Source organism: Proteus sp. fly-1008 (assembly GCF_040140305.1).
Taxonomy (GTDB): Bacteria; Pseudomonadota; Gammaproteobacteria; order Enterobacterales; family Enterobacteriaceae; genus Proteus; species Proteus vulgaris_B.
In genome coordinates this window covers 102,176-128,818 of the sequence record NZ_JBEEWH010000002.1, presented here as the reverse complement: position 1 = coordinate 128,818, position 26,643 = coordinate 102,176, and the positions used below count along the sequence as shown (strand labels likewise).

Below are 26,643 nucleotides of genomic sequence, written 5' to 3'. Positions count from 1 at the left end.
TGGTTACTTTAGTAAATACATTATCTTAAATAAGCAAAGACAGTTTCTGTTGAGCTTGTTGGATCAACCGACATCATTACACTTAATGAAGTGATTGCCACAATAGAAAAAATAAATAATTTTCGTGCCCACACTTTATCATTGGTTGCTTTATAACCGGATAAAGCCATGCCCAACCACCAAATACTGACGGCAGAAGCAACTATTAGATATTTATAGCCCGCATATCCAACTAATGTCAGCATTAAGGTTGCAATCATAAATGCCAGAATATAAAGAATGATATGGCGTTTAGCGACTGAGATCCCTTTAATAACGGGTAATACCGGAATATTAGCTGCTTGGTAGTCTTTAAAACGGAAAATAGCAATGGCATAAGAGTGAGGCATCTGCCACAAACTAAAGATAAGTAATAGGATTGCCGCGCCCGCATCAAATTCACCGCTAACGGCACAATAACCGATAACAGGGGGAGCAGAGCCAGATAAACTTCCAATCAGTGTGCCATAAACAGATTTACGCTTCATATAGAGGCTATAAACCCCAACATAAATAATAAAACCAAATACAGCGATAAACATTGCAAGCGGGTTGGCTGCTACATAGAGCAGCACAACACCTGCAATACCTAATACTGAGGCATAAATTAGGCTAATTCGAGGGTCAATTAATCCTTTAACTAATGGGCGGTTCTTCGTTCTTTCCATGATACGGTCAATATCACGGTCAATATAGTTGTTAAAAACACAACCAGAAGCAACGACCAGAGACACCCCAAGTAGAGTCGCGACAAATAGGGGATAGTCAATCTCACCTTTGGAGGCGAGAAGAAAACCACCTATTACAGAAATTAAATTTCCGAAAATAATTCCTGGTTTGGTGACTTGTAGGTATTGCTTAATCATAGCGACAACTCTTAATCCATCATCATATTGATGTTCAGGTTGTACATAATCCACAACGAGCCTACGACAACAATGCCGATAATAAGCAGTGTGAACAGGAATGCAACGACGTTCCAGCGCTCTTCTGATGACGTATTCATATGTAAGAAGAAGACTAAATGAACAACAATCTGCACAACAGCCATACCGACAACGGTCCATAGAATAGTTGCTGGTGTCGCGGTTCCTTCCATCACCATCCAAAATGGAATAACGGTGAGGATAACAGACAGAATAAAGCCAATCAGGTAAGACTTCATACTGCCGTGGCTTGCGCCTGAAGGAGAAGTATTTGGATGACTCATTACATCGCTCCCATCAGATAAACTACGGTGAACACACAAATCCAGACAACGTCAAGGAAGTGCCAGAACAGACTTAAACAGCTTAAGCGAGTACGGTTAACTTCTGTTAAGCCACGGCGTGATACTTGGATCATTAGGATCACAATCCAAATTAAACCCGCTGTTACGTGAAGACCATGCGTTGAAACTAATGCAAAGAATGCAGATAAGAATGCACTGCGATCTGGGCCGTAACCTTCTGCGATTAGCTCATGGAATTCGTAAACTTCCATGATGACGAAACCTAAGCCGAATAAGAAAGTAACAAATAACCACAGATTAACTTGGCTAACGCTACCTTTATTCATGCTCAGCATAGCGAAACCAAAAGTGATACTACTAAATAGCAGTAAGAAGGTTTCAACTAAAACAAAAGGTAAGCTAAAAATTTCTTTACCTGAAGGACCATCAGCAATCCCGTTAACAAGCACCGCATAAGTGGCGAATAAGCTGGCAAACAGGATAAGGTCGCTCATTAGGTAGATCCAGAAGCCGAAAACTTTCGTCGCTCCTGCATCGTGATGCCCATGATGCTCATGGGCGTTTGTGTTATTTACAGTTTGAGTAGACATTATTTCACACCTGCTTTTTTCAGTTCTTCATAATGCTTATTCTCGATAGCTTCAATTTCAGGCACTTGGACATAGTAATCCACATCTGTATCAAAGCTTTTTACGATCCAAGTGACAATCATGCCAGCGAAACCAACGATAGCTAACCACCAGATATGCCAGATCATGGCAAAACCAAGGACTAAACTGAATGCTGAAATAATTACACCTGCACCAGTATTTTTAGGCATGTGGATTGGTTCGTATTTGGTTGGGCGTTGATAAGCGGTACCTTTTTCTTTCTGATCCCACCACTCATCACGAGTTTGAACATTAGGCTCAACAGCGAAGTTGTAGAAAGGTGCAGGTGAAGAAATTGACCACTCGAGAGTACGTCCACCCCATGGATCGCCCGTTAAATCACGGTTTTGATCACGGTCACGAATACTCACGTAAATTTGGATGACTTGGCAAGCAATACCGATAGCAATTAGTGCAGCACCCCCTGCGGCAACTAACAGCATTGGGTTAAACTCTGGATTGATATTTTGGCTTAAACGACGAGTCATACCCATAAAGCCAAGAATATACAGTGGCATAAAGGCCATAAAGAAGCCGATAAACCAGAACCAGAATGCACGAATACCCCATTTTTCATTCAGTGTGAAACCGAATGCTTTAGGGAACCAGTAAGTCATACCTGCGAAACAGCCAAATACCACACCACCGATAATAACGTTATGGAAGTGAGCAATTAAGAATAAGCTGTTATGTAAAACAAAGTTAGCACCCGGAACCGCTAGCAGAACTCCGGTCATTCCTCCTACAGAGAAGGTAATTAGAAAACCGATAGTCCATAGCATTGGGCTTTTGTACTCGATACGGCCTTGATACATCGTAAACAGCCAGTTAAAGATCTTAACCCCTGTTGGTATGGCGATGATCATGGTGGCGATACCAAAGAAGGCGTTTACGTTAGCCCCTGAACCCATAGTAAAGAAGTGGTGTAACCAAACGATAAATGACAATACGGTAATAACAACTGTTGCACCGACTAATGAGGTGTAACCAAATAACCGTTTTTTAGAGAATGTTGCCGTGACTTCAGAAAACACACCAAATACAGGCAGAACAAGAATATAAACTTCTGGATGACCCCAAGCCCATACGAGGTTGATGTACATCATCATGTTACCGCCCATATCATTGGTAAAGAAATGCGTACCAAGATAGCGGTCTAATGTTAACAATGTAATCGTAACGGTTAAAATTGGGAATGCAGCGATAATCAGGACGTTAGTACATAAAGCCGCCCAAGAGAATACTGGCATTTTCATCATGCTCATGCCTGGCGCACGCATACGCAGGATAGTCGCGAAGAAGTTAACCCCTGTTAGAAGTGTACCAATACCAGATATCTGTAAACTCCATATCCAGTAATCGACCCCGACTCCAGGGTTATACTCTAAGCCTGAAAGTGGCGGATATGCTAACCAACCTGTTTGTGCGAATTCACCAATACCTAAAGAAAGGTTGATAAGTACCACACCAACGACAAAGAACCAGAAGCTCAGTGAGTTTAGGAAAGGGAAGGCCACATCACGAGCGCCAATTTGTAAAGGCACAACGAGGTTCATCAGACCCACAACGAAAGGGGTTGCCATGAAGAAAATCATGATAACGCCGTGTGCGGTAAAAATCTGATCATAGTGATGAGGAGGTAAAAAGCCCGCTTCACCAGCTGAAGCTAGTGCTTGTTGGCTTCTCATCATAATGGCATCGGCAAAGCCACGGAACATCATGACCATTGCAACGATGATATACATAATACCAATTTTTTTATGGTCAACACTGGTTAACCATTCGCTCCATAACCACTTCCATTTACGAAAATAAGTTAGTGCGCCAACAACAGCAAGTCCGCCCAGAACGATACCGAGTAAAGTTACTACGATAATAGGTTCATGCAACGGGACTGCATCAAGAGTTAATTTTCCGAACATGCCTTTATTCCTCTGCTCCTGCATGCGCCGCATGGCTCATGTTCATATTCATTGTTGCATCAGCATGTGCTGTCTGATTGCTACTTGTGTGAGCGCCATGACCTGTATGACCAAATTTAGAAATAGTCTCTTGGAATAACATTGGCTTCACGCTTGAATAATAGGTCACTGGATTTTTCTGGCTTGGTTTAGCAAGTTCATTAAATGCAGCAGTAGTATTTAACGTATCTGATGATTGTTTTACTTTCTCAACCCATGCATCAAAACCAGCACGATCAGGCGTTGCTATTGCGGTAAATTTCATATCTGAGAAACCATGCCCACTATAACTTGCTGACATACCTGGATATTCACCTGGTTCATTAGCGATTAGGTGAAGTTTGGTCTGCATTCCTGCCATCGCATAGATTTGACCACCCAAGCGAGGAATAAAGAATGAGTTCATGACTGAGTCAGAAGTGATTTTGAAATTAACAGGTACATTAGCAGGGAAAGCCAATTCATTGACTGTCGCAATACCTTGTTCTGGATAGATAAATAACCATTTCCAATCCATTGAAACAACTTCAATGGTGACCGGTTTTTCTGAGGACTCTAGGGGTTTGTAAGGATCAAGCTCATGGGTTGTTTTCCATGTGATGCTTGCCAAAATCACAATAATGATAATTGGCACGGTCCAAACAACGAGTTCAATTTTATTTGAGTGAGCCCAGTTTGGGCGGTAGGTGGCTTTTGTATTGGATTCGCGGTAGCGATAAGCGAAAACAATCACCATCAGTATCACCGGTATCACAACAATTAACATTAAACCAAGTGCAATAAGGATTAATGTTTTTTGCTCAGCGCCGATAGCGCCTTTGGGATCCATTAACGCCATGTCACAGCCACTTAATAAGAATGCGGCTGCTAATAGCGAGAGTGTCCCAATACTTTTTATGTATTTCATAAGTCTCATCCAACGACCTAAATGACAAAGGTTCTATTGTTGTTTCATCAGTATCAGTAAGGACATTTTACGGTAAGGTTGCCACAGTGTAAACAATTGTAATGGTAAGTGGGTGATTGGTTGTTCTTTTGTGTTAATGTGATCACAAGTAATTAAACTATTAAATAATTGTTAATTTAATTATTTGATATTAACGATAATTTCATAAAGTATCATATTTCTAAAATAAATACATATTTTTACAAATAAAAATGCAATAAAAAATGTAAGAAAACGTATTTTGATTAAAAAAGTGACAGCAAGCAGGTCTGAGGAGAGTTTATGAGCTAAATCCTTTTTATTATGATGTTTAATGTCTTAATTTGCCGGTTATGTGATTTTTAATATTGATAATAGATCATTTGTTGAATATTTATATTCAATGAGGATTTTATTCATTAAATAAGAAAAAAGGATTACAGCGGATAAAAATAGATCCGCTGTAATAAAAATTAACAATTTGCTATCAGAAGTTATATTTCAAGCTATATACAATGCCGTCTTGAAGAAAACTCTCTCCTAGCTTTTTATAAGCATAGCGATATTGAATTCCTGTAGTAATAGATGTTGTCGGATGCCACCAAATGGCTAAAGCGCCATTAATGCCATTTTTACCTCCATTGCCATAACGTTTATGTCGTTGAAATTCCATCTCATGCCAGTTTGTTAGGCTAAATTTTTGATTTTTTATATTAAAATCATATCCAGCAACCCAACCAGCCACATAACCGTTGTTACCTGAATATTTAGATTGATCGACATAATGAAGGGCAATAAAAGGTTTAAACCATAAATTAGCAATTTGAGTGTTATAGCCAAACCCGTAAAGTGTATTTACTTCATGAAAGTTACCACCATATTTTTTACCGGGGAGTGACCATGTACCATAAACATGTCCATATAAATTAAAGTTACTTTTGCCTAAATAAATACGAGCAGTACTTTTAATGGTATAGCGCTGATTATCTCCCGGATGAGTTTCTCTTTTATTAAAGGGATTCTCTAAATCGAAAAAGCCATAAAACTCCCCCCATGAAAAATTAGCAGCACCTTCAAGTTCTAAATAGGCAAAATCATCTTTATGGGAAGTTTTGCCTGTTTTGTGTGTTGTATGTGTTGTCCAATCTAAGTAGTTAATACTTGTGCTTGCAAATCCTCCTAAATAACTTGCCTGAGAAGATAAAGAGAATGTTGTTGCGATGACAAACAAAAATGGTTTTTTGATCATAAATTATCTCGATGTTTCATGGTCGATTATGGTTGCGGTGAATGTTCAGTTTTTCTTTTTTATTGGAATAATAAACTATAAAAATCCATTTTGTAGGAATTTGAGCTCCAAATAAGATCTATTTCTAGAATTTTGATATTAGTTTAAAAAATAGGAAGTTTTGTATTTTTTTATTTATTTTTTCGAGTTATTAGTAAAAATAAAAAAGGAATCTTTGATAAGAAGAGGAAATTTAAGGAGATAATGATAAAAAATAACACTTAGATGAAAAAGTAATATGAACAGTGCAAAAATACCTCACGACACAAGAATGAAGGGATAGTATCATTAGCTTATATTTGTTTTTACTTTACTTGGAATTTTCATTGTGACCTCATTTGCTGAACTTAACGCCCTTCCTGCAGAACAACTCGCTAACCTTAATGAAATGGGTTATTTAACTATGACTCCAGTTCAAAAAGCCGCTTTACCTGCTATTCTTGCAGGAAAAGACGTCCGTGCTCAGGCAAAAACAGGTAGTGGTAAAACGGCTGCTTTTGGTTTAGGTGTATTACAACATATTGATGCAAAACAATTTAATACCCAGTCATTAATATTATGCCCAACGAGAGAGCTTGCCGATCAAGTTGCAAATGAATTACGTCGCCTTGCTCGTTATTTACCTAATATTAAAGTATTAACGCTATGTGGCGGAGTCCCCTTTAGTATTCAACGTGATTCATTAATTCACGCTGCACATATTATTGTGGCGACACCGGGCAGATTACTTGATCACCTGAAAAAAGAGACTGTCAATTTAGATGATGTAAAAACGTTAGTGCTCGATGAAGCTGATAGAATGCTGGATATGGGATTTTTTGATGATATCAATGATATTATTTCTCGTATGCCAACGGCTCGCCAAACCCTGCTTTTTTCTGCAACATGGCCAAATGAAATCGCTACAATCAGCCGTAAAATACAGCAAAATCCTATCACTATCGAAATAAATTCAGTTGATGAGCTCCCTGCTGTTGAACAGCAATTTTATGAAATATCTCGTCATGGCAAAATAGGATTGCTGCAAAAACTGTTAAGCCGTGAACAACCAGCTTCTTGCGTGGTTTTCTGCAACACAAAAAGAGATTGCCAAGATGTGTATGAGACACTGACAGAAAGTAATCAAAGTGTGCTTGCTTTACATGGCGATATGGAACAAAGGGAACGTGACCAAACTTTAATTCGTTTTTCTAATGGGAGTTGTCGTGTGTTAGTTGCAACGGATGTTGCAGCTCGCGGGCTTGATATTAAAGCGTTAGAAATGGTGATCAATTACGAATTATCATGGGATCCTGAAGTGCATGTTCACCGTATTGGGCGTACAGCAAGGGCGGGTGAGAGTGGATTAGCTATCAGTTTTTGTGCACCTGAAGAAATTCAACGTGCTAATGCCCTAGAAGAAATGCTTCATATGAAGATAAATTGGTTACCTGTTCCTACAGGTCTACAAATTACGCCGCTTGAAGCAACGATGGCAACATTATGTATTGATGGTGGTAAAAAAGCCAAGATGCGTCCAGGTGATATTTTAGGCGCATTAACGGGAGATATGGGTTTTAATGGTGCTGATATTGGTAAAATTATGATTAATCAGACTCATGCTTACGTTGCGGTAAAACAATCAATTGCTAAGCAAGCTTGGAAACAGCTACAACAAGGTAAAATTAAAGGTAAATCGGTCAAAGTCAGATTGTTTAGATAATTTAAATAATCAGTAACTGTTTTTACTAATACCAAAATTAATATAAATATGAAAAAGGGCAGCTTAAGCTGCCCTTTTTCATTAATGGCCCCAAATATAACAAAACTAATGTGTTGTTATTCTGAGTGCTAAATAATCTAATATTGTGCCTACAACGAGGCTTATTGCACCAATAACAACACCATATAAAAACAGTGATGAAGCCCAATGGCCTAATAATTCATTATTTATTGATTGAATAAAATCAATAGATTGGGATATTTCCAAACCTGATAATGAATTTGTAATAACCAGAATTAAGCTACAAATAAAGAAGAAAACGGCTAGTATTAAACCATAGAGAGCAAAACGGTATTGTTTTATAAATTGTGTTCTTCTAAGAAATTCGCCTGTTTTTTGTGTGTAAATAAGCGTATTTTTTGAAATCATCAGCAAAATAAGGCCAGGAACTGAAGCCACGATAGAGAAAAGATAAAACGCCTCCCAGCCATGGCTTTCGACATACCAACCCGCAACAGGGCCTACATAAACACGACCAATGGCGGATAGGGCTGAAAGAAGTGCGAATTGTGTTGCTGAAAAAGAAAGATGACAAAGAGTCATTAAAAGTGCAACGAATGCTGCTGTACCCATTCCTCCACAGATATTCTCAAAAGCAACTACGGCACCCATGCTATAAATGTTTTGTTCTGAGATAGCGAGATACCAATAGCCAATATTTGAGCCACCTTGCATTATTCCAAAAATCATCAGTGCTTTAAATAAGCTCCAACGACGCATTAATAAGCCACCTAATAAGGCACCGATAATCGTGGCAGCAAGCCCTAATGTTTTGTTGACTAAACCAACTTCCCCAGCATCAAAGCCAGCGCCACGAATAAGAAATGTGGTACTTAAACTCAGAGCAAAAGCATCGCCCATTTTATATAGGACAATGAGGAGTAAAATAAGCCAAGCATTATTACGAGAGAAGAATTCAGCTAAGGGTTCAATTACGGCTTCATAGAGTGTCCGAGGGGGTTTTACCGCGGTTTCTGGCTCTTGGGCGAGTAGTGTGGCAATTATACCAATTCCCATTAAAGCAGCCATTAACCAATACATATTCTGCCAGCCAATATATTTATCAGCAAGCCAAAGTGCCATCCCACCAGAAACAAGCATTGCAATGCGATAGCCTAATACAGAAACTGCCGCCCCAGTACCACGTTCATCAGCCTTTAAAATATCTGTTTTATAAGCATCGAAGACAATATCTTGTGAAGCTGAACAAAAAGCGACAATAACGGCTAAAGAAGCAAGCCACCATAGATGATCATTAGGGTTTAAAAACCCCATACCTGCAATACCTATTACCAACCCTATTTGGGTAAGTAACATCCACCCTCGACGACGCCCAAGAAAAGAAGGCGTATAGCGATCCATAAAGGGTGACCAGAGGAATTTAAATACATAAGCTTGCCCCACCAATGAGAAGAAACCAATGGTTTTTAAATCAATGTTTTCTACTGTCATCCATGCTTGTAATGTACCAGCGGTTAATGCAAGTGGTAATCCAGAAGTAAAGCCAAGTAACAGTAAAATAAATGATTTGTACCAAGTGGTTTGTTTGAAGGCAGGCTGAACCATGCAAGAATTCCTTTCGACGACCTGTTTAAGATAACAGGTCGTTTATTCTAATAAATTAACGGGCGTTAGATTTGATAAATTGACTGACTGAAGCGTCTTTTGCCATATCGCTAACGAGCTCACTTAAGACATTATTAATTGCAGCCGCAATTTTCTCATTAGTGGCACCAAATGGTCCCTGAACATTGTAGCTAGTGCGGAATGTTTTGGTATTTGAACTGCCATTTGGCAAGGTGACAATAACTGAGATATCTGCTTTCGCACTGATATTATGGCGAACACTTCCTTCACCTACATCTGCGTTGAGTTTATTGATAACAATGATCACATCAGCGCTAGCAGGAGAACCTACCATAAAACCACGGGCTGTCATTTGTTTTTGCAATACTTCTTGCATTAAAAATGCAATATCACGAGTTGGAACAAGTACTTCTAGTTTTCCATTACGGTTAATTTCCGCTAGGTTTTTAGATGTACGTTTGTCTTGGCTTGAAATATTCAGTGAAATTGGGCGCATGGTTGGATCGGCCGCAGGAACTGACATTACAGGCTCAATAGAGAGTTTGTTACTAGGAGTTGCACAACCTGAAAGTAGTGTTAATGCAAAAACAGCACAGAGTAAATTTTTAATCATGAGGTAATCTCGGTTAAATATGTCTGTTGTGTTAACAAGTAGAATAGGTTTCAAACTTTAGCCTATCATACCACTGCTAATAGGTTGCTAATATCCTTTTAACGAACGAAATTATCTGATTTTATCAATTGATTTTATTTCAAATTAACCTCATTTTTGCTCATAAATTTAACAATATTCGGTCAATGGTTTTACTCAAGATGAAAAATAAGCGATTATCATCAGCAAAATAAAAAAGAATGAGTTCATCATTTTGTATTGATAAAGGCTTAATCAATATAATCTGGTCGACTTATTTTTTGTTCGCCATGATATAAAGGCAGAGTATTAGGGGCAGAAATGATCCGTGATGATATTGAGAATAAGCTGATTTCACGCTTTTCACCGCATTTTTTACAAGTAATAAACGAAAGCCACCGCCATAATGTGCCTGAAGGCTCTGAAAGTCACTTTAAAGTCATTATTGTTAGTGATGAATTTAATGACAAGCGCAGTGTTTCACGCCATCGTGATGTGTATCAAACCTTAGCTCATGAAATGGAAAATGGTGTTCATGCTCTCGCATTGCATACTTTTACGTTGAGTGAATGGAATGAACAACAGGATAAAGCATTACGCTCTCCTGGATGTCGTGGTGGTAGCCAAGAAGATTAACAATGTTATCGTTAATCGTGAATAAATAGATCTAAGATGCGTATTTTTTGTTCTTTATAGAGGGAAAAAGGGGCGACTTACTCGATTTTATGAAAAAATTGAGGAATAAAACGGCTCTTTCTCGACTCAACCCCTCTAGATCGTTATAATGTCGCGTCTAATTTTCAGTAAGGTTTCGGGATGCTTCTGATATCAGGGATCCTCGTTTTTTTAAATGTGGCGGCCCCGGTTCTGAAAGGAAAATAAATCTAAATATGTCAATGTCATATTAGTTTCCTTTAAAGTAGACCGAGCACTAAAACTTATTTTGAGGTAACAAGATGCAAGTTTCTGTTGAAACGACTCAAGGCCTAGGGCGTCGTGTCACAATCACCGTACCAGCCGCTGATATCCAAACTGCTGTAGACAGTGAACTGAAAAAAGCTGCTAAGACTGTTCGCATTGATGGTTTCCGTAAAGGTCACGTTCCAATGTCTATGGTTAAACAGCGTTACGGTATGTCTGTACTGAATGATGTTCTTGGTGATTTAATGTCGCGTAATTTCATTAACGCTATCATCGAAAACAAAGTAAACCCAGTTGGCGCGCCTGACTACAAACCAGAGCAATACAAAGAAGGTGAAGACTTTGTTTACTCTGTAGAATTCGAAGTTTTCCCAGAAATCGAACTGAAAGGTCTGGAAAGCATTGAAGTTGTAAAACCAGTTGTCACTGTTAAAGACGAAGACGTTGATAACATGTTAGAAACACTGCGTAAGCAACAAGCAGAGTGGAAAGACAAAGACGGCGAAGTTGCAGCAGAAGATCGCGTAACTGTTGATTTCAACGGTTCTATTGACGGTGAAGAATTCGAAGGCGGAAAAGCTGAAGATTTCGTACTGGCAATGGGTCAAGGTCGTATGATCCCAGGTTTTGAAGAAGGCGTTATCGGTCATAAAGCTGGTGAAGAATTCACAATTGATGTGACTTTCCCAGAAGATTACCACGCTGAAAACCTGAAAGGTAAAAAAGCACAATTCGCTATCAACCTGAAAAAAGTTGAAGAGCGTGAACTGCCAGAATTAACTGAAGAGTTCATCAAGCGTTTTGGTATTGCTGATGGTTCTGTTGATGGTTTGCGTGCAGAAGTACGTAAAAACATGGAACGTGAACTGAAAAATGCAATCCGTACTCGTGTTAAAACACAAGTTATTGATGGCTTAGTTAAAGCAAACGAAGTTGACGTACCTGCAGCTGCTGTAGACAGCGAAATTGAAGTTCTGCAACGTCAAGCAGCTCAACGCTTTGGTGGCGACGAGAAACAAGCTCTGCAATTACCACGTGAATTGTTCGAAGAACAAGCTAAACGTCGCGTAATCGTTGGATTATTGTTAGGTGAAGTGATCAATAGTAATGAACTGAAAGCAGAAGACGAGCGTGTTAATACACTGATCGACGAAATGGCTTCAGCTTACGAAGATCCATCAGAAGTTGTTGAGTTCTACAACAAGAACGAACAGCTTATGAATAACATCCGTAATCTTGCATTAGAAGAGCAAGCGGTAGAAAAAATCTTAGCAAATGCTAAAGTAACTGAAAAAGAGACTAACTTCACTGAACTGATGAATGAAGTTCAAATGGGGTAATTCTTAACCGCGATATCGGTTTTAAGCAAAAACCCGTGGTTTTTACCACGGGTTTTTTTCAGTTTGTATATATTTATCAAAATTAGCCTTGAAATCTGAGCGATTATCTCCAGATAATTCTATATTCTCTTTATCACTCCTCGCGAGGCGCCTTGAATGTCTTGTGAGAGATTAGATCATTAGAAATGGTCATGATCAATTATCTCAAGTAAAATTGTTGTCATTGGCACCAATAAGAATGCAATAGGAGACAGACATGTCATTTAACGACACACAGGAACAATTCGCACCTAATATGGCTCTGGTGCCGATGGTTATAGAGCAAACTTCGCGAGGAGAGCGTTCTTACGACATTTATTCACGTTTATTAAAAGAACGTATCATTTTCCTGACTGGCCAAGTTGAAGATCACATGGCTAATCTGATCGTCGCTCAAATGCTATTTTTAGAAGCAGAAAACCCAGAAAAAGACATCAATCTATATATCAATTCACCAGGTGGTGTAATTACTGCGGGTATGTCCATTTATGACACCATGCAGTATATCAAAGCTGATGTCAGCACGATTTGTATGGGACAAGCGTGTTCAATGGGCGCTTTCTTATTATCAGCGGGTGCAAAGGGTAAACGTATTTGCTTGCCTAACTCTCGTGTGATGATCCACCAACCATTAGGCGGTTACCAAGGTCAGGCGACAGATATTCAAATTCATGCACAAGAAATTTTGAAAGTAAAATCGCGTATGAATGAATTAATGGCTCAGCATACGGGTAAATCTATTGAAGAAATAGAAAGAGACACTGAGCGTGATCGTTTCTTATCCGCTAACGAAGCGTTAGAATACGGATTAGTGGATAAAGTCTATACACAACGTAGTTAATTACAGCGCGTTGTAATAGCAACTGAATTAACATGTTTCCTTTGTTATAGAATTAGGCAAAGGAAACTGCCATTAATATCTCTATGTAAAAAGTCTTTCTTCTTCTTATCAATCAATAAGAAGAATAACTAAGTGAGGTTGACTGATGACAGATAAGCGCAAAGATAGCTCAGGGAAGCTTCTGTATTGCTCTTTCTGCGGTAAAAGCCAGCATGAAGTGAAGAAATTGATCGCTGGCCCGTCGGTTTATATCTGTGATGAATGTGTTGATCTTTGTGTCGATATCATTCGTGAAGAAATAAAAGAACTGGCGCCTCATCATGAACGCAGTGAATTGCCAACGCCACATGAAATTCGTAAGCACCTTGATGACTATGTTATCGGTCAAGAATTGGCTAAAAAAGTTCTGGCTGTTGCCGTTTATAATCACTATAAACGCCTGCGTAATGGCGATAAAGCCAATGGTGTTGAGCTAGGAAAAAGTAATATTTTGCTGATTGGGCCTACAGGTAGTGGTAAAACGCTATTAGCAGAAACATTAGCACGCTACCTTGATGTTCCTTTTACTATGGCAGATGCCACAACGCTGACAGAAGCGGGTTATGTGGGTGAAGATGTTGAAAACATTATTCAAAAACTGCTACAAAAATGTGATTACGATGTGCAAAAAGCACAACGTGGTATTGTTTATATTGATGAAATTGACAAGATCACTCGTAAATCTGAAAACCCATCAATTACACGCGATGTGTCTGGTGAAGGTGTACAGCAAGCATTATTGAAACTAGTTGAAGGAACGGTGGCTTCGGTTCCTCCCCAAGGTGGACGTAAGCACCCACAACAAGAATTTTTACAGGTTGATACCTCTAAAATCCTCTTTATTTGTGGTGGTGCATTTGCTGGCCTTGATAAAGTTGTTGCACAACGTTTAAATACACACTCTGGTATTGGTTTTGGTGCAGAAGTCAAAAGCCAAAAAGAAAAAGCCAGTGAAGGTGAATTATTAGCTCAAGTTGAACCAGAAGATCTGATTAAATTTGGACTTATTCCCGAATTTATTGGACGTTTACCTGTTGTTGCGACATTAGGTGAGTTAAACGAGGATGCATTGATCCAAATCTTACAAGAACCTAAAAATGCATTGACAAAACAATATCAGGCATTATTTAAGTTAGAGGGTGTGGATTTAGAATTCCGTAAAGAAGCGCTGACTGCAATCGCAAAAAAAGCCATGGTACGTAAAACAGGTGCTCGTGGTTTACGCTCAATTGTTGAAGCTGCATTACTTGATACGATGTATGACCTTCCTTCATTTGAAAATGCAGAGAAAGTTGTTATTGATGAAGGTGTCATCAATGGAAAATCTGAGCCGTTGATTATTTATAGCCAACCAGAAAACCAAGCATCAGGTGAATAATGCATCGTAATTTGGCAATGTCTCTTATCTGACATTATCTGTAATTTTCTCTTAAATAGACGAGAAATTTAAGATAAAGCGCGCCAACGCAATAAAAATGAGGGAATTTTCCCTCATTTTGTTTTTTTAATGGGTAAGGCTATTGAATGTCAGAAAAGTGCCCTTATATATTTTGACAATCCGTGGAATTAATTTTATTTGGTGACATGCGAATAAAATTACCTGTAAAAGCGTTAAGCTAAAAACGAAGAGAGAGCTCTATGAATCCTGAGCGTCCAGAACGTATTGAAATACCTGTATTGCCATTACGTGATGTCGTTGTATATCCGCATATGGTGATCCCGTTGTTCGTTGGTCGTGAAAAATCTATTCATTGCTTAGAAGCCGCGATGAACGACAACAAACAAATTATGCTGGTTGCGCAGAAAGATGCATCTACTGACGAACCAGGTGTTAATGATCTTTTTTCTGTCGGTACCGTTGCCTCTGTTTTACAGATGCTAAAATTGCCTGATGGAACAGTAAAAGTCCTTGTTGAAGGTATTCGTCGTGCCAAAATTACGATGTTATCTGACAATGGTGAGTACTTTCAGGCGAAAGCAGAATACCTTGAAACGCCAGCTGTTGATGAGCGTGAACAAGAAGTCTTAAATCGTACAACGATTAATCAGTTTGAAGGTTATATCAAACTGAATAAAAAAATTCCGCCAGAAGTATTGGCCTCATTACATGCTATCGAAGAATCAGCAAAATTAGCAGATACCATTGCTTCTCATATGCCGCTGAAACTGAAAGATAAGCAAGCTGTACTTGAAATGTCTGATGTGACTGAACGCCTAGAGTACTTAATGGCGATGATGGAATCAGAAATCGATCTGCTACAAGTCGAAAAACGCATTCGTAACCGTGTTAAAAAGCAGATGGAAAAAAGTCAGCGAGAGTATTATCTCAATGAACAAATGAAAGCGATTCAAAAAGAGTTAGGTGAGATGGATGATGCACCTGATGAAATGGAATCGCTGAAACGTAAAATCGATGCTGCAAAAATGCCAAAAGAGGCAAAAGAAAAGACAGAAGCAGAACTTCAGAAATTAAAAATGATGTCGCCAATGTCAGCAGAAGCTACGGTTGTACGTAGTTATATCGATTGGATGGTTCAAGTTCCTTGGAATAGTCGTAGCAAAGTTAAAAAAGACTTAGTGAAAGCGCAAGAAGTGCTTGATACTGACCATTATGGTTTAGAACGAGTTAAAGAGCGTATCCTTGAATATCTCGCGGTACAGTCTCGAGTTAGCAAAATTAAAGGGCCAATTCTGTGCTTGGTAGGGCCTCCAGGTGTGGGTAAAACCTCTCTGGGTCAATCTATTGCTAAAGCAACAGGTCGTAAATATGTTCGTATGGCGTTAGGTGGTGTACGTGATGAAGCCGAAATCCGTGGTCACCGTCGTACATATATTGGTTCTATGCCAGGTAAATTAATTCAGAAAATGGCAAAAGTTGGTGTGAAAAACCCACTTTTCCTATTAGATGAAATTGATAAGATGTCATCAGACATGCGAGGTGATCCAGCATCTGCACTGCTAGAGGTGTTAGATCCAGAACAAAATATCGCATTTAACGACCATTATTTGGAAGTTGATTACGATCTGTCTGATGTTATGTTTGTGGCGACATCTAACTCCATGAATATACCGGCACCGCTGTTAGATCGTATGGAAGTTATTCGTTTATCGGGTTATACCGAAGATGAAAAGCTGAACATCGCTAAACAGCACTTGTTACCAAAACAGATTGAACGTAATGCATTAAAACCAAGTGAGCTGACAATCCATGACAGCGCCATTATGGGTATTATTCGTTATTACACTCGTGAAGCAGGTGTACGTAGTTTAGAACGCGAAATTTCTAAATTATGCCGTAAAGCAGTGAAACAACTGCTGATGGATAGCACAATCAAACATATTGAGATTAACGAAGATAATCTCAAAGACTATTTAGGTGTTCGTAAAGTGGACTACGGTCGTGCTGATACTGAAAACCGAGTAGGTATGGTAACAGGACTTGCATGGACAGAAGTTGGTGGTGATCTACTAACAATTGAAACAGCGAGTGTCCCAGGTAAAGGTAAGCTAACATTCACCGGTTCTTTAGGTGAAGTTATGCAAGAATCTATCCAAGCAGCAATGACGGTTGTTCGTGCTCGTGCGGATAAGCTGGGTATCAATAGCGATTTCTATGAAAAACGTGACATGCACGTACACGTTCCTGAAGGTGCGACACCAAAAGATGGTCCAAGTGCGGGTATTGCAATGTGTACCGCATTGGTATCAAGCTTAACAGGTAACCCTGTTCGTTCTGATGTTGCTATGACGGGTGAAATTACGTTACGCGGACAAGTATTGCCAATTGGTGGACTGAAAGAAAAGTTACTTGCTGCACATCGTGGTGGAATTAAGACTGTTCTTATCCCAGATGAAAATAAACGTGATTTAGAAGAAATTCCTGAAAATATTGTTGCTGACCTGGATATTCACCCGGTGAAAACAATTGAGGAAGTTTTATCGTTAGCCCTACAAAACTCGCCGTTTGGCATGGAAATTGTGACAGATAAATCGCACTAAAAAGTGATGCTAGTCATAAATTATAGCTAAAAAAAAGGCTGGATAAGTAATAAAAGCTTGCCAGCCTTTTTTTGTGTCGCTAATTTAATGGGGATTTTAATTAATAATGCTGTTTTATCGGTCTTGCTATATCTAAAAAGGCTTGATATAACGACGTTTGCAAAATTTGCCATTAATGGTGAAAAATAACGCATAAAATTATGGGGATGAAAGCGTGAATAAAACTCAACTGATCGACAAAATTGCTGCAAATGCAGATATCTCAAAAGCGGCAGCAGGTCGTGTTGTAGATGCTCTGGTTGCTTCTATCACTGAATCTTTACAAAAAGGTGATGATGTAGCATTAGTAGGTTTCGGTACTTTTACTGTACGTGACCGTGCAGCTCGTACTGGCCGTAACCCACAAACTGGTAAAGAAATTCAAATTGAAGCTGCAAAAGTTCCTGCATTCCGTGCAGGTAAAGGCTTAAAAGACGCAGTTAATCAATAATAGTTGAACGAAATTTCTGCCAAAGAGTTATTAACTTAACGTTATGGATAAACAGAAAACGACTCAATTAAAAAATGAAGCGCATCTTTTTGAGATGCGCTTTTCTTTTTTTAGATGTTAAATCACGATTAAACCTTGAATTCTCTGGCGATAAGACGTGAAACTAAAGTAGTCATTTGATAGAATGTCGCGTTGTTCTATAACTGAAATAGACAACAATGAAGGATTCAGTGGTGAGTTAAATCAATGAATCAAATAATGCTGTTTAGTTTTCTTAGTGATAGAAAGTGCGTGTTTAAGACTGCACATTGAATACGGGACTGGCTGTTTTTAATGATTGTCGCGTGTCGCGATATTTTGATATTAAGCCAGCATGGGCATATTATCTTTTCGCTGTGCTCAAAATAGTCATGTAACACTCATAAAAATAATTTTTATTTCACCAAACGGAGCCTCGTCTCGTTATGATGGACAACATTCGTTCAACTGCTAATAACCCATTTATCAAGATATTATTAGCTGTGATCATCCTTTCTTTCGTCCTAACTGGTGTGGGCGGATATCTCTTTAGTTCTGGCGTTAATGATGCTGCGGAAGTTAACGGATATAAAATTAGCCGTTCTCAATTAGAGCAAGCTTACCAGCAACGTCGCGCTCAGTTACAACAAGATATGGGTGAAAACTTTGCTGCTCTTGCTTCTTCAGAAGAAGGTCAGAAACTGATCCGCCAACAATCACTTGATTTACTTATTAATCAAGCTTTACTTGATCAATTTGCACAAAATCTTGGTATTTCAGCGGGCGATCAACAAATTAGAGAAGCAATTTTTGCGCTTCCTTACTTTCAAACTAATGGCAAATTTGACAATAAAAAATACGTCGATTTATTGAAAGGTAATAATATTGATGCTGATGCATTTGCAGAAGGTATTCGCCAAAATCTTATCAATCAGCAATTAAGATTCTCTATCCAAGGCACTGATTTTGCCTTAGAAAGCGAAGTTAAAGAATTTGCAGGACTGATGTTGCAAAGCCGTAACGTACGCTTAGCGTCACTAGATATTCAGCCATTCCTTGAAAAAGAAACGGCGTCAGACGATGAAGTGAAGGCGTTCTATGAACAAAATAACCAAATGTTTATCGCGCCAGAGCAATTTAAAGTCAGTTATATTCAATTAAATGCTCAAAAAGATCTTAATAGCATTAATATTACCGATGATGAAGCAAAAGCGTATTACGACAGCAACATCGATGAATTTACAGCCGCGGGACAGAAACAATACAGCATCTTAGTGTTAGCTGATGAAGCTGCCGCGAAAGCAGCGGCAGAAGAACTGAAAAAAGGTGCAGACTTCGTTACGTTAGTCAAAGAAAAATCAGTTGATACTTTCTCTGCGAAACAAAATGGTTCTTTAGGTTGGATAACCATAGGGCAAGAATTACCAGAACTGGCTAATGCGAGTTTGACAGAAAAAGGCCAACTTTCTGCACCTGTTAAAATCAGCAATGGTTACGCAATTTTCCGCCTTGATGATATTAAACAATCTGTTGTAAAACCGTTTGACGAAGTGAAAACAGATTTACTGGCAAAAATGCGCGAAAACAAAGCTATCGATGATTTCTTCGCATTGCAACAACGCGTGAGTCAGGCAGCCTCTAATGATAACGACACATTAGCACCCGCGGCTAAAGCGGGTAATGTGACAGTTGTTGATACAGATTGGTTTGATGAAAATACCGTACCAGCACCATTAAACAATGAAAAACTGACCCAATTAATTTTTGGTGGCTCATTAGTTGATGAAAATGGCCCTACGGGCATGAATTCAGATATGGTGACGTTAGGCAATGACAGTGCATTTGTCGTGCGTGTAGAGGGTTATAAGCCTTCTGCAAGCCTACCGTTAGATAAAGTTCGTGATCAAGTTGTTATGCTCGTTAAACAGCAAAAAGCATCGCAAGCAATGAATACACAAGCGCAGAAAATTTTAGCTGCATTAAAAGAAGGCAAAGGTGATGAAGCACTAAAAGCGGCTAACCTTTCTTTTGGTAATGTGGAAAGCATTGTTCATTCATCTGCGACAGATGCAGTTCAAACCGCTATTTTTGCTATGCCTAAGCCTGCTGACGGCAAAAAAGAATATGGTATGACTAATGTGCCAGGCACTAAGGTTGTCTTTATTCAATTAGATAGCGTGACAGATGGCAAACCAACATCAGAGCAATTAGAGTTTATGGCTAACCTCTATCGTGCGCAGATGGGCGAAGAAGCCTTACAACTGATTTTACGTGATTTAAAAGACAACGCTAAAATTGAGATTTTCGACAAAGATTATCAATAAGTTATCTTTAAATCTTAATAAAAACCCAGCTTAGGCTGGGTTTTTTTATGGGTATCAAATATTGATATTGAGAGTTTATATCTATTTTTTCTTAAAAAAGAATATTTGAGAGTAATCCCGATAATTTTTTTGTAACTCGGCCTTTGTTCATTTTGTTTTTCCTATTCTCTCGACATTTTATTTTTATGTAATTGCAGGTTTATTAATATCTTGTCATTATTTTTTTGCATTCAGAAAACACTGTTTGCTATTGAATTTAAAGTTATTTTATAAAAGGAAATTATGATTATGACGATGGATAAAAAAGTGTTATCAGGATTTATGGCTTCAATCTGCCTTGCTTTAGGACTAGGACTTTCACCGCTTTCTTATGCAGAAGAAACACCTGTTTCAACCCCCTCGATTTCTATTGAAACGAGCACATCTGTTGATAAAGATGCAAAAGAAGTAAAAGCAAATGTAGGAGATAAGGTTGATTTAAATACAGCAACGGTTGATGAGTTAATGGGACTTAAAGGTATTGGTAAAGCAAAAGCTCAAGCTATTATTGATTACCGTGAACAATTGGGTCGATTTACCTCTATTGAACAGCTTGAAAAAGTATTTGGTATAGGGATGAAATTAGTCGAACAAAATCGTGATTTTATCGTCATAAACTAATGAGCTAACTTGCATTTTATATTGCATGTAGTTCGTTTACTGAAAAGACAAATATTGTTTTAATAACGTGTGTTTCTCTTTGTAATTAAGAGAAACACATTTCCATTGAATTGATTCGTTAAATGGAGTGAGCGATAAAAAAGCTAAATTGAGATATTACTAAATTTATTTTTTGACTATATTTATTGTATCGCAAAAAAACGTTATCAAGATTTTTAATATAATAATCAAGAGGTAATGGATTTGTATGAGTACATTAATTAAAGTTTATGGTTTTCATTTAGATGTTTTTGAACATGTGAATAATGCACGTTACCTTGAGTTTTTAGAACAAGCCCGATGGGATTGGATTGAACAACATTTAGATTTTGCTTGGTTTAAGCGTAATGGTTTGGCGTTAGTAGTCGCTAATATCAATATTAATTATCGCTTACCAGCAAGTCTTGGTGATGAGTTAATTATTGACTGTGAAGTTGCTGAAGTTGGGATTAAAAGTGGTGTATTGTCTCAAAAGATAGTCAGAAAAAAAGATGGTGCGCTTATTTCTGATGCATTAATCACGTTTGTTCTTGTAGACATTAATACCAAAAAAGCACTGACCTTAACGGATCAGTTAAGAGAAAAACTAGAGTATGTACGTCAAGCATCATAATCTAGAGTGATTTCACATTATAAATAAGAGTAATTTGACCAAGATGAGTTAACTCAACGTAATTTAAGGTAGTGATAATGCATGAGTGGTTATCACTGCCTAAGCGAACAAGTTGCAGTGATAACGATCAAGTGGGCGATATTACAGTAACTATTTTAATCCTACTTTCTGTTTCATTGCCTGCATGATTTGCTTTTTATCAGCTAAATAAGTGTTTAATCCGCGTTGTCTTAAATGGCAAGCGGCACATTCACCACAGCCATCACCTTGAACACCGTTATAGCAGGTTAAGGTTTCATGGCGAACAAAATTTAATTTTTGGTAATAATCTGCTAATGCCCAAGTTTCAGCTTTATCTAGCCACATTAATGGAGTGATGAATTTAATATCACGCGCAATACCTAAATTGACTGCATGATTTAGTGCTTTGACAAATTCATCACGACAATCAGGATAGCCAGAAAAATCAGTCTCACAAACTCCTGTAATGACACTTTCAGCCCCAATTTGGTAAGCATAAATAGCGGCTAAAGTGAGGAAAAGAATATTTCTACCCGGTACAAAGGTACTTGGAATATCACTTTCTTCACTTTCTTTGAAATCAGGAACAGGTATATTGTCGCGAGTTAAGCTACTGATAGCGAGTTCATTGAGTAAATTTACATCCAAAACCTTATGCGCAGTTGCTCCTAGTAATTGACTTACTTTTTGTGCTACCTCAATTTCTTCTTTATGACGTTGCCCATAATTAAATGTGATGCAATGTACTTCATCGTACTTTTCTTTTGCTTGAATAAGGCATGTTGTCGAATCTTGCCCACCACTAAAGACAACGACCGTTTTTTTCATCGGAATACTCCTGAAAATCGAATTTACATAAGGATTAGTACGCATAAAAGTACATATATTATGACAATTTATTACCGATTTATCATTAGATGATTACTCTTATACTAAGGGGCAGGTTATCATTATTTTTTGTAGGGGCATATTTTGAAGGAGTATCTATGTTAGATAAGATTGACCGTAAATTATTAGCGCTATTACAGGAAGATTCAAGCCTCTCACTGAATACTTTGGCTGAGGCTGTTAACCTAACCTCAACACCTTGCTGGAAACGATTGAAACGACTTGAGGATGACGGTTATATTCGTAAACGAGTTGCCTTACTTGATAGCGAAAAAATTGGGCTAGGTCTAACAGTTATTGTTATGATTAGAACACAGCAACATAATAGCGAATGGTACGAACAGTTTGTTTCATTTGTTAAGCAAATGCCAGAAGTACTGACATTCTATCGAATGGCGGGTGAGTGTGATTATCTAATGCATGTTGAAGTGGTAGACATGAAAAGTTACGACTTGTTTTATAAGCGTATGGTTAATGGTGTACCAGGTCTTATTGACGTGACTTCTAACTTCGCAATGGAAAAAATTAAATACACAACGGCAATGCCGATACCTGAATAAGGTTCATCTTTACCAACTGGCACTTTTATTTTTTGTATAACCTTAGGATTTAAGGCGTGGCTCTATTTTCACAGCTCAGTTGGTATTTTCTCAGTGAATGGCGTCGTTATGTCGGTGCCATTTTCTTATTGATGGTTATCGCAGTATTACAGGTGATCCCTCCTAAAATTGTAGGGATCATTGTGGATGGTGTTGATAATCATAGTCTGTCGTTTAGCCAAGTAATGAATTGGGTTGGTGTGATGGTGTTAATTGCCCTCGCAGTTTATCTTTTACGTTATTTTTGGCGACTTTGGTTATTTGGTGCTTCTTATCAATTAGCCGTAAAACTGCGAATGCAGATTTATCAACAGCTTAATCAGCAATCCTCTTCTTTCTATCATCGTTATCGTACTGGCGATTTGATCGCTCGTACCACGAATGACGTTGATAAAGTCGTTTTTGCGGCTGGAGAAGGCGTTCTAACTTTAGTTGATTCAATGGTGATGGGACTTGCTGTCCTTGTGATGATGAGTATCCAGTTAAGCTGGGAACTAACACTAATTTCATTATTACCTATGCCACTAATGGCCATTTTGATTAAAAGTTATGGTGATAAGTTACATAGCCGTTTTAAAACCGCGCAGGCACTTTTTTCGTCACTGAATAACCAAGCACAAGAAAGTCTGAGCAGTATTCGCATGATCAAATCATTCGGGCTTGAACAACAGCATGCTTCTCGTTTCGATGATGTTGCAAAAGAAACTGGGCGTCAAAATATGCGTGTTGCAAGAATTGATGCTTTGTTTGATCCCACCATTTTTATGGCGATCGGTTTTGCTAATTTGCTCGCAGTTGCTGGTGGGAGCTATCTGGTACTCAATGACAAAATGACATTAGGTGAATTAACTAGTTTTGTTATGTATTTAGGTCAAATGATTTGGCCTATGTTAGCGCTGGCATGGATGTTTAATATTGTTGAACGTGGCAGTGCTGCCTACAGCCGAATTAATAGCTTATTGAATGAAAAACTCGATATGATTGATGGTGATTTATCACCGAAACAAGGTCGAGGGATATTATCTGTTGATATCGATCGCTTTCAGTATCCTGAACAAACAACAGATGTGCTTAAAAATATTCATTTCACCTTATCTCCCGGCGATATGTTGGGAATTTGCGGAATGACTGGTAGTGGGAAAAGTACACTACTCACCGTTATCCAACGACTTTACGATGTAACTGAAGGTGAAATTTGTTTTCAATCCATACCTATTTACCAATTAAAACTCGATGAGTGGCGAGCGCGTTTAGCTGTAGTTAATCAAACACCTTTTTTATTTTCAGATACCATTGCAGGAAACATCGCATTAGGACGTCCTAATGCAACTAAAGATGAAATTGAAGTGGTAGCTAAACTGGCAAATATTCATGATGATATTCTGCGTTTACCTGAAGGGTATCAAACGCAGGTAGGTGAAAAAGGTGTGATGCTATCTGGCGGGCAAAAACAGCGTATTTCTATTGCGCGAGCGCTACTCTTAGATGCGGAAATTTTGTTATTAGATGACGCATTATCTGCCGTTGATGGACAAACTGAATATCAAATTTTACAAAATTTGTCGCAATGGCGAAAAGATAGAACGTTGATTATCAGTGCACATCGTTTATCTGCTTTGGTTGGTGCTACTAATATCCTAGTGTTAAAACAAGGCGAAATTGTAGAACAAGGTACGCATCAACAATTAATTTCAATACCTGGTTGGTATCAAGATATGTACCATTATCAGCAATTAGAGGCCGCGCTGGATGACGATCAGTAAAAATAAATCCGTTAAAGCGCTATTCCCTGCATTAAAGCGTCTTTTAACTTATGGTAAAACCTATCGCAAACCTATGACATGGGGCGTCATTATGCTGTGGGTAGCCGCAGTTGCAGAGGTGGGAGGCCCATTAATTGTGGGGTATTTCATTGATAAAAAAGTGGCTACGAATAATGTTGAATTAACATCTTCATTAGGTTTGGCATTGGCATTTATTCTTTTACAAATAATTGCAGCGACACTTCATTATTATCAGGCAATTGTGTTTAACCATGCGGCTGTTGGGGTTGTACAACAATTACGCACAGATGTGATGAGCGCTGCACTAAAACAACCATTAAGTGCTTTTGATAATCAACCTGTAGGTCAATTAATTTCTCGTGTAACGAATGATACCGAAACAATTAAAGATTTGTTTGTTAACGTCTTACCGACATTGTTTCGTGCCATTGCGTTAGTGGTTGTTATGTTAATTGCCATGTTCTTATTAGAGTGGCAAATGGCATTGGTAGCGATGACTATCTTCCCCGCTGTTATTGGTGTGATGATGCTATATCAGCGACTCAGTACACCGATAGTCCGCAATGTACGCCATTTTCTTGCCAATATTAATGATGGTTTCCATGAAGTTATCAATGGAATGTCAGTGATCCAGCAATTTAGGCAACAAGCTCGATTTGGTCAAAGAATGTCAGATGATAGCTGGCAGCATTATCAGGCCCGTATGAAAGCATTAAAACTTGATGGACTGTTATTGCGTCCTTTGCTAAGCATGCTCTCTGCGTTGGTTTTGTGTGGCTTATTGATGCTATTTGGCTATCAAGGCAGTGCAGTTATCGGCGTTGGGGTGATTTATGCGTTTATTAGTTATTTGGGGCGATTAAATGAACCGTTAATCACATTGACATCGCAGCAGTCCATTTTGCAACAAGCGGTTGTTTCAGGTGAACGTGTTTTTGAATTGATGGATGCACCTTCACAACATTACGGCTCATCATCACATATCATTACTCAAGGTAATATTGATGTTAATTCCTTATGGTTTGCCTATCGTGATGAACAATGGGTATTAAAGGATATCAACTTAGCTATTCCTGCTCGTCATTTTGTGGCATTTGTTGGACATACAGGGAGCGGTAAAAGTACGTTAGCAAGTCTGTTGATGGGAAATTACCCTTGGCAAAAAGGGAATATTTATTTAGATGGGCAACCTTTAGAGGATTACTCTCATTATGCGTTGCGCAGTGGTATTGCTATGGTGCAGCAAGATCCAGTTTTATTATCAGGTTCGTTGTATGACAACATTGCATTAGGGCGAGAATGTGATGAATCACATTTATGGCAGGTGTTAGAAACAGTACAACTTGATCAATGGGCTAAAGCATTACCAGAAGGATTACAAACAGAACTTGGCGAACAAGGTAGTCGCTTATCTGCAGGGCAAAAACAGTTACTTGCATTAGCACGTGTATTATTAATACCACCTTGTATTCTTATTCTTGATGAAGCAACAGCGAATATTGATTCAGGAACAGAGCAAGCCATACAAAAGGCATTAAAAGTAGTAAGAGAAAAAACAACCCTGATTGTTATTGCTCATCGACTTTCAACTATTATTGAAGCCAATGAAATTGTGGTGCTTCATCGTGGTGCAATTGTTGAACAGGGTGATCACATGGAATTACTCTCACAAAAAGGACGATACTATAATATGTTTCAATTACAGCAGGTTAGGGAATCTTTACAAGAACAAAATCCTGTCGAAGTAGAATAATTGACTTAAAATTAATATCTGATTTTTTTAAAGGGCACATAAAACAATGTGTCCTTTTTTATTTTCCATTATTTCGCTTTTATCAAAATAGCAGGCTTCTGTTTGCACCAATTCGGTGAGTTTATTAGTTCTATTTTTTAATAATTTAAATTTTTCTTTAAATATCATTATATTAAAAATTGGCATGTCCTTTGCTTTATA

The 26,643-nt window shown here is 38.3% G+C and carries 22 protein-coding genes; 13 read left to right on the top strand and 9 right to left on the bottom strand.

Features of this window, described 5'->3' with window-relative positions; translation table 11 throughout:
* Positions 1-20: 20 nt before the first annotated feature.
* The 6 genes from cyoE to ABN256_RS05150 form a co-directional block, all read right to left on the bottom strand.
* Positions 21-905 (bottom strand): heme o synthase, encoded by an 885-nt coding sequence (cyoE, locus tag ABN256_RS05175; protein ID WP_072069392.1) that lies wholly within the window; start codon positions 903-905, stop codon positions 21-23.
* An 11-nt stretch (positions 906-916) separates the two neighbouring features.
* Entirely contained in the window at positions 917-1,249 is a 333-nt protein-coding gene (locus tag ABN256_RS05170; protein WP_072069391.1) for a cytochrome o ubiquinol oxidase subunit IV, read from the bottom strand.
* The gene (locus ABN256_RS05165) at positions 1,249-1,860 is read right to left on the bottom strand and encodes a cytochrome o ubiquinol oxidase subunit III (protein ID WP_072069390.1); all 612 of its coding nucleotides are present in this window, start codon (positions 1,858-1,860) and stop codon (positions 1,249-1,251) included. Before ABN256_RS05165 ends, ABN256_RS05170 begins: the two co-directional genes overlap by 1 nt.
* Complete coding sequence (gene cyoB / locus ABN256_RS05160) at positions 1,860-3,842, bottom strand: cytochrome o ubiquinol oxidase subunit I (protein WP_115350464.1); 1,983 nt, start codon at positions 3,840-3,842, stop codon at positions 1,860-1,862. Before cyoB ends, ABN256_RS05165 begins: the two co-directional genes overlap by 1 nt.
* A gap of 4 nt (positions 3,843-3,846) precedes the next feature.
* Complete coding sequence (cyoA, locus tag ABN256_RS05155; protein ID WP_115350463.1) at positions 3,847-4,797, bottom strand: cytochrome o ubiquinol oxidase subunit II; 951 nt, start codon at positions 4,795-4,797, stop codon at positions 3,847-3,849.
* A 496-nt stretch (positions 4,798-5,293) separates the two neighbouring features.
* Positions 5,294-6,055: a nucleoside-specific channel-forming Tsx family protein gene (locus ABN256_RS05150; RefSeq protein WP_072069387.1), complete on the bottom strand. Its 762-nt coding sequence runs from the start codon at positions 6,053-6,055 to the stop codon at positions 5,294-5,296.
* Between the two features lie 367 nt (positions 6,056-6,422).
* On the opposite strand from ABN256_RS05150, the gene dbpA reads away from it, so the two are divergent.
* On the top strand, positions 6,423-7,796 hold the full coding sequence (dbpA, locus tag ABN256_RS05145) for an ATP-dependent RNA helicase DbpA (RefSeq protein WP_196553547.1): 1,374 nt from the start codon (positions 6,423-6,425) through the stop codon (positions 7,794-7,796).
* A 105-nt stretch (positions 7,797-7,901) separates the two neighbouring features.
* On the opposite strand, the gene ampG is transcribed toward dbpA, so the two are convergent.
* Together ampG and ABN256_RS05135 are read right to left on the bottom strand one after the other, a co-directional pair.
* Entirely contained in the window at positions 7,902-9,422 is a 1,521-nt protein-coding gene (gene ampG / locus ABN256_RS05140; protein WP_196553548.1) for a muropeptide MFS transporter AmpG, read from the bottom strand.
* Positions 9,423-9,477: 55 nt separating this feature from the next.
* Positions 9,478-10,056: a YajG family lipoprotein gene (locus ABN256_RS05135; protein ID WP_072069385.1), complete on the bottom strand. Its 579-nt coding sequence runs from the start codon at positions 10,054-10,056 to the stop codon at positions 9,478-9,480.
* 339 nt (positions 10,057-10,395) lie between these two features.
* Between ABN256_RS05135 and bolA the strand changes: the two genes are divergently transcribed.
* The 9 genes from bolA (at position 10,396) to ABN256_RS05090 (ending at position 21,397) form a co-directional block, all read left to right on the top strand.
* Positions 10,396-10,710: a transcriptional regulator BolA gene (gene bolA, locus ABN256_RS05130; RefSeq protein WP_072069384.1), complete on the top strand. Its 315-nt coding sequence runs from the start codon at positions 10,396-10,398 to the stop codon at positions 10,708-10,710.
* Between the two features lie 320 nt (positions 10,711-11,030).
* Positions 11,031-12,335 carry a trigger factor gene (tig, locus tag ABN256_RS05125; protein ID WP_072069383.1) on the top strand — a complete coding sequence of 435 codons (1,305 nt, stop codon included), beginning with the start codon at positions 11,031-11,033 and terminating at the stop codon, positions 12,333-12,335.
* Between the two features lie 256 nt (positions 12,336-12,591).
* Entirely contained in the window at positions 12,592-13,215 is a 624-nt protein-coding gene (gene clpP, locus ABN256_RS05120) for an ATP-dependent Clp endopeptidase proteolytic subunit ClpP (protein WP_004245088.1), read from the top strand.
* A 145-nt stretch (positions 13,216-13,360) separates the two neighbouring features.
* Positions 13,361-14,632, top strand: a complete 1,272-nt coding sequence (gene clpX, locus ABN256_RS05115) for an ATP-dependent protease ATP-binding subunit ClpX (protein ID WP_036932880.1) — start codon at positions 13,361-13,363, stop codon at positions 14,630-14,632.
* Positions 14,633-14,892: 260 nt separating this feature from the next.
* Positions 14,893-17,253: an endopeptidase La gene (lon, locus tag ABN256_RS05110; RefSeq protein WP_072069382.1), complete on the top strand. Its 2,361-nt coding sequence runs from the start codon at positions 14,893-14,895 to the stop codon at positions 17,251-17,253.
* Positions 17,254-17,467: 214 nt separating this feature from the next.
* A complete protein-coding gene (gene hupB / locus ABN256_RS05105) occupies positions 17,468-17,743 on the top strand; it encodes a nucleoid-associated protein HU-beta (protein ID WP_036911695.1) in 276 nt (91 codons plus the stop codon).
* 464 nt (positions 17,744-18,207) lie between these two features.
* The gene (gene ppiD / locus ABN256_RS05100; RefSeq protein ID WP_349439244.1) at positions 18,208-20,085 is read left to right on the top strand and encodes a peptidylprolyl isomerase; all 1,878 of its coding nucleotides are present in this window, start codon (positions 18,208-18,210) and stop codon (positions 20,083-20,085) included.
* Positions 20,086-20,379: 294 nt separating this feature from the next.
* Positions 20,380-20,745: a ComEA family DNA-binding protein gene (locus ABN256_RS05095; RefSeq protein WP_371032672.1), complete on the top strand. Its 366-nt coding sequence runs from the start codon at positions 20,380-20,382 to the stop codon at positions 20,743-20,745.
* Positions 20,746-20,992: 247 nt separating this feature from the next.
* Complete coding sequence (locus ABN256_RS05090; RefSeq protein WP_072069380.1) at positions 20,993-21,397, top strand: acyl-CoA thioesterase; 405 nt, start codon at positions 20,993-20,995, stop codon at positions 21,395-21,397.
* 150 nt (positions 21,398-21,547) lie between these two features.
* On the opposite strand, the gene queC is transcribed toward ABN256_RS05090, so the two are convergent.
* Complete coding sequence (queC, locus tag ABN256_RS05085; protein WP_196553551.1) at positions 21,548-22,246, bottom strand: 7-cyano-7-deazaguanine synthase QueC; 699 nt, start codon at positions 22,244-22,246, stop codon at positions 21,548-21,550.
* Positions 22,247-22,404: 158 nt separating this feature from the next.
* On the opposite strand from queC, the gene ABN256_RS05080 reads away from it, so the two are divergent.
* Genes ABN256_RS05080 through ABN256_RS05070 form a run of 3 tightly spaced genes read left to right on the top strand, consistent with a single transcriptional unit; the run spans position 22,405 to position 26,442 of the window.
* The gene (locus tag ABN256_RS05080) at positions 22,405-22,866 is read left to right on the top strand and encodes an Lrp/AsnC family transcriptional regulator (protein WP_072069378.1); all 462 of its coding nucleotides are present in this window, start codon (positions 22,405-22,407) and stop codon (positions 22,864-22,866) included.
* Positions 22,867-22,922: 56 nt separating this feature from the next.
* A complete protein-coding gene (locus ABN256_RS05075) occupies positions 22,923-24,668 on the top strand; it encodes a SmdA family multidrug ABC transporter permease/ATP-binding protein (RefSeq protein ID WP_349439242.1) in 1,746 nt (581 codons plus the stop codon).
* The gene (locus ABN256_RS05070) at positions 24,655-26,442 is read left to right on the top strand and encodes a SmdB family multidrug efflux ABC transporter permease/ATP-binding protein (protein WP_196553553.1); all 1,788 of its coding nucleotides are present in this window, start codon (positions 24,655-24,657) and stop codon (positions 26,440-26,442) included. The genes ABN256_RS05075 and ABN256_RS05070 overlap by 14 nt, the downstream gene beginning before the upstream one ends.
* Positions 26,443-26,643 lie beyond the last annotated feature (201 nt).

What these genes read in the sequence shown, in the direction of transcription:
- ABN256_RS05165 (WP_072069390.1), bottom strand. Translation starts at nt 1,860, where the DNA reads ATGTCTACTCAAACTGTAAATAACACAAACGCCCATGAGCATCATGGG.
- cyoB (WP_115350464.1), bottom strand. Translation starts at nt 3,842, where the DNA reads ATGTTCGGAAAATTAACTCTTGATGCAGTCCCGTTGCATGAACCTATT.
- tig (WP_072069383.1), top strand. Translation starts at nt 11,031, where the DNA reads ATGCAAGTTTCTGTTGAAACGACTCAAGGCCTAGGGCGTCGTGTCACA.
- lon (WP_072069382.1), top strand. Translation starts at nt 14,893, where the DNA reads ATGAATCCTGAGCGTCCAGAACGTATTGAAATACCTGTATTGCCATTA.
- cyoA (WP_115350463.1), bottom strand. Translation starts at nt 4,797, where the DNA reads ATGAGACTTATGAAATACATAAAAAGTATTGGGACACTCTCGCTATTA.
- ABN256_RS05080 (WP_072069378.1), top strand. Translation starts at nt 22,405, where the DNA reads ATGTTAGATAAGATTGACCGTAAATTATTAGCGCTATTACAGGAAGAT.
- clpX (WP_036932880.1), top strand. Translation starts at nt 13,361, where the DNA reads ATGACAGATAAGCGCAAAGATAGCTCAGGGAAGCTTCTGTATTGCTCT.
- ABN256_RS05090 (WP_072069380.1), top strand. Translation starts at nt 20,993, where the DNA reads ATGAGTACATTAATTAAAGTTTATGGTTTTCATTTAGATGTTTTTGAA.
- ppiD (WP_349439244.1), top strand. Translation starts at nt 18,208, where the DNA reads ATGATGGACAACATTCGTTCAACTGCTAATAACCCATTTATCAAGATA.
- cyoE (WP_072069392.1), bottom strand. Translation starts at nt 905, where the DNA reads ATGATTAAGCAATACCTACAAGTCACCAAACCAGGAATTATTTTCGGA.
- bolA (WP_072069384.1), top strand. Translation starts at nt 10,396, where the DNA reads ATGATCCGTGATGATATTGAGAATAAGCTGATTTCACGCTTTTCACCG.
- ABN256_RS05070 (WP_196553553.1), top strand. Translation starts at nt 24,655, where the DNA reads ATGACGATCAGTAAAAATAAATCCGTTAAAGCGCTATTCCCTGCATTA.
- ampG (WP_196553548.1), bottom strand. Translation starts at nt 9,422, where the DNA reads ATGGTTCAGCCTGCCTTCAAACAAACCACTTGGTACAAATCATTTATT.
- ABN256_RS05095 (WP_371032672.1), top strand. Translation starts at nt 20,380, where the DNA reads ATGGATAAAAAAGTGTTATCAGGATTTATGGCTTCAATCTGCCTTGCT.
- ABN256_RS05170 (WP_072069391.1), bottom strand. Translation starts at nt 1,249, where the DNA reads ATGAGTCATCCAAATACTTCTCCTTCAGGCGCAAGCCACGGCAGTATG.
- ABN256_RS05135 (WP_072069385.1), bottom strand. Translation starts at nt 10,056, where the DNA reads ATGATTAAAAATTTACTCTGTGCTGTTTTTGCATTAACACTACTTTCA.
- ABN256_RS05150 (WP_072069387.1), bottom strand. Translation starts at nt 6,055, where the DNA reads ATGATCAAAAAACCATTTTTGTTTGTCATCGCAACAACATTCTCTTTA.
- queC (WP_196553551.1), bottom strand. Translation starts at nt 22,246, where the DNA reads ATGAAAAAAACGGTCGTTGTCTTTAGTGGTGGGCAAGATTCGACAACA.
- clpP (WP_004245088.1), top strand. Translation starts at nt 12,592, where the DNA reads ATGTCATTTAACGACACACAGGAACAATTCGCACCTAATATGGCTCTG.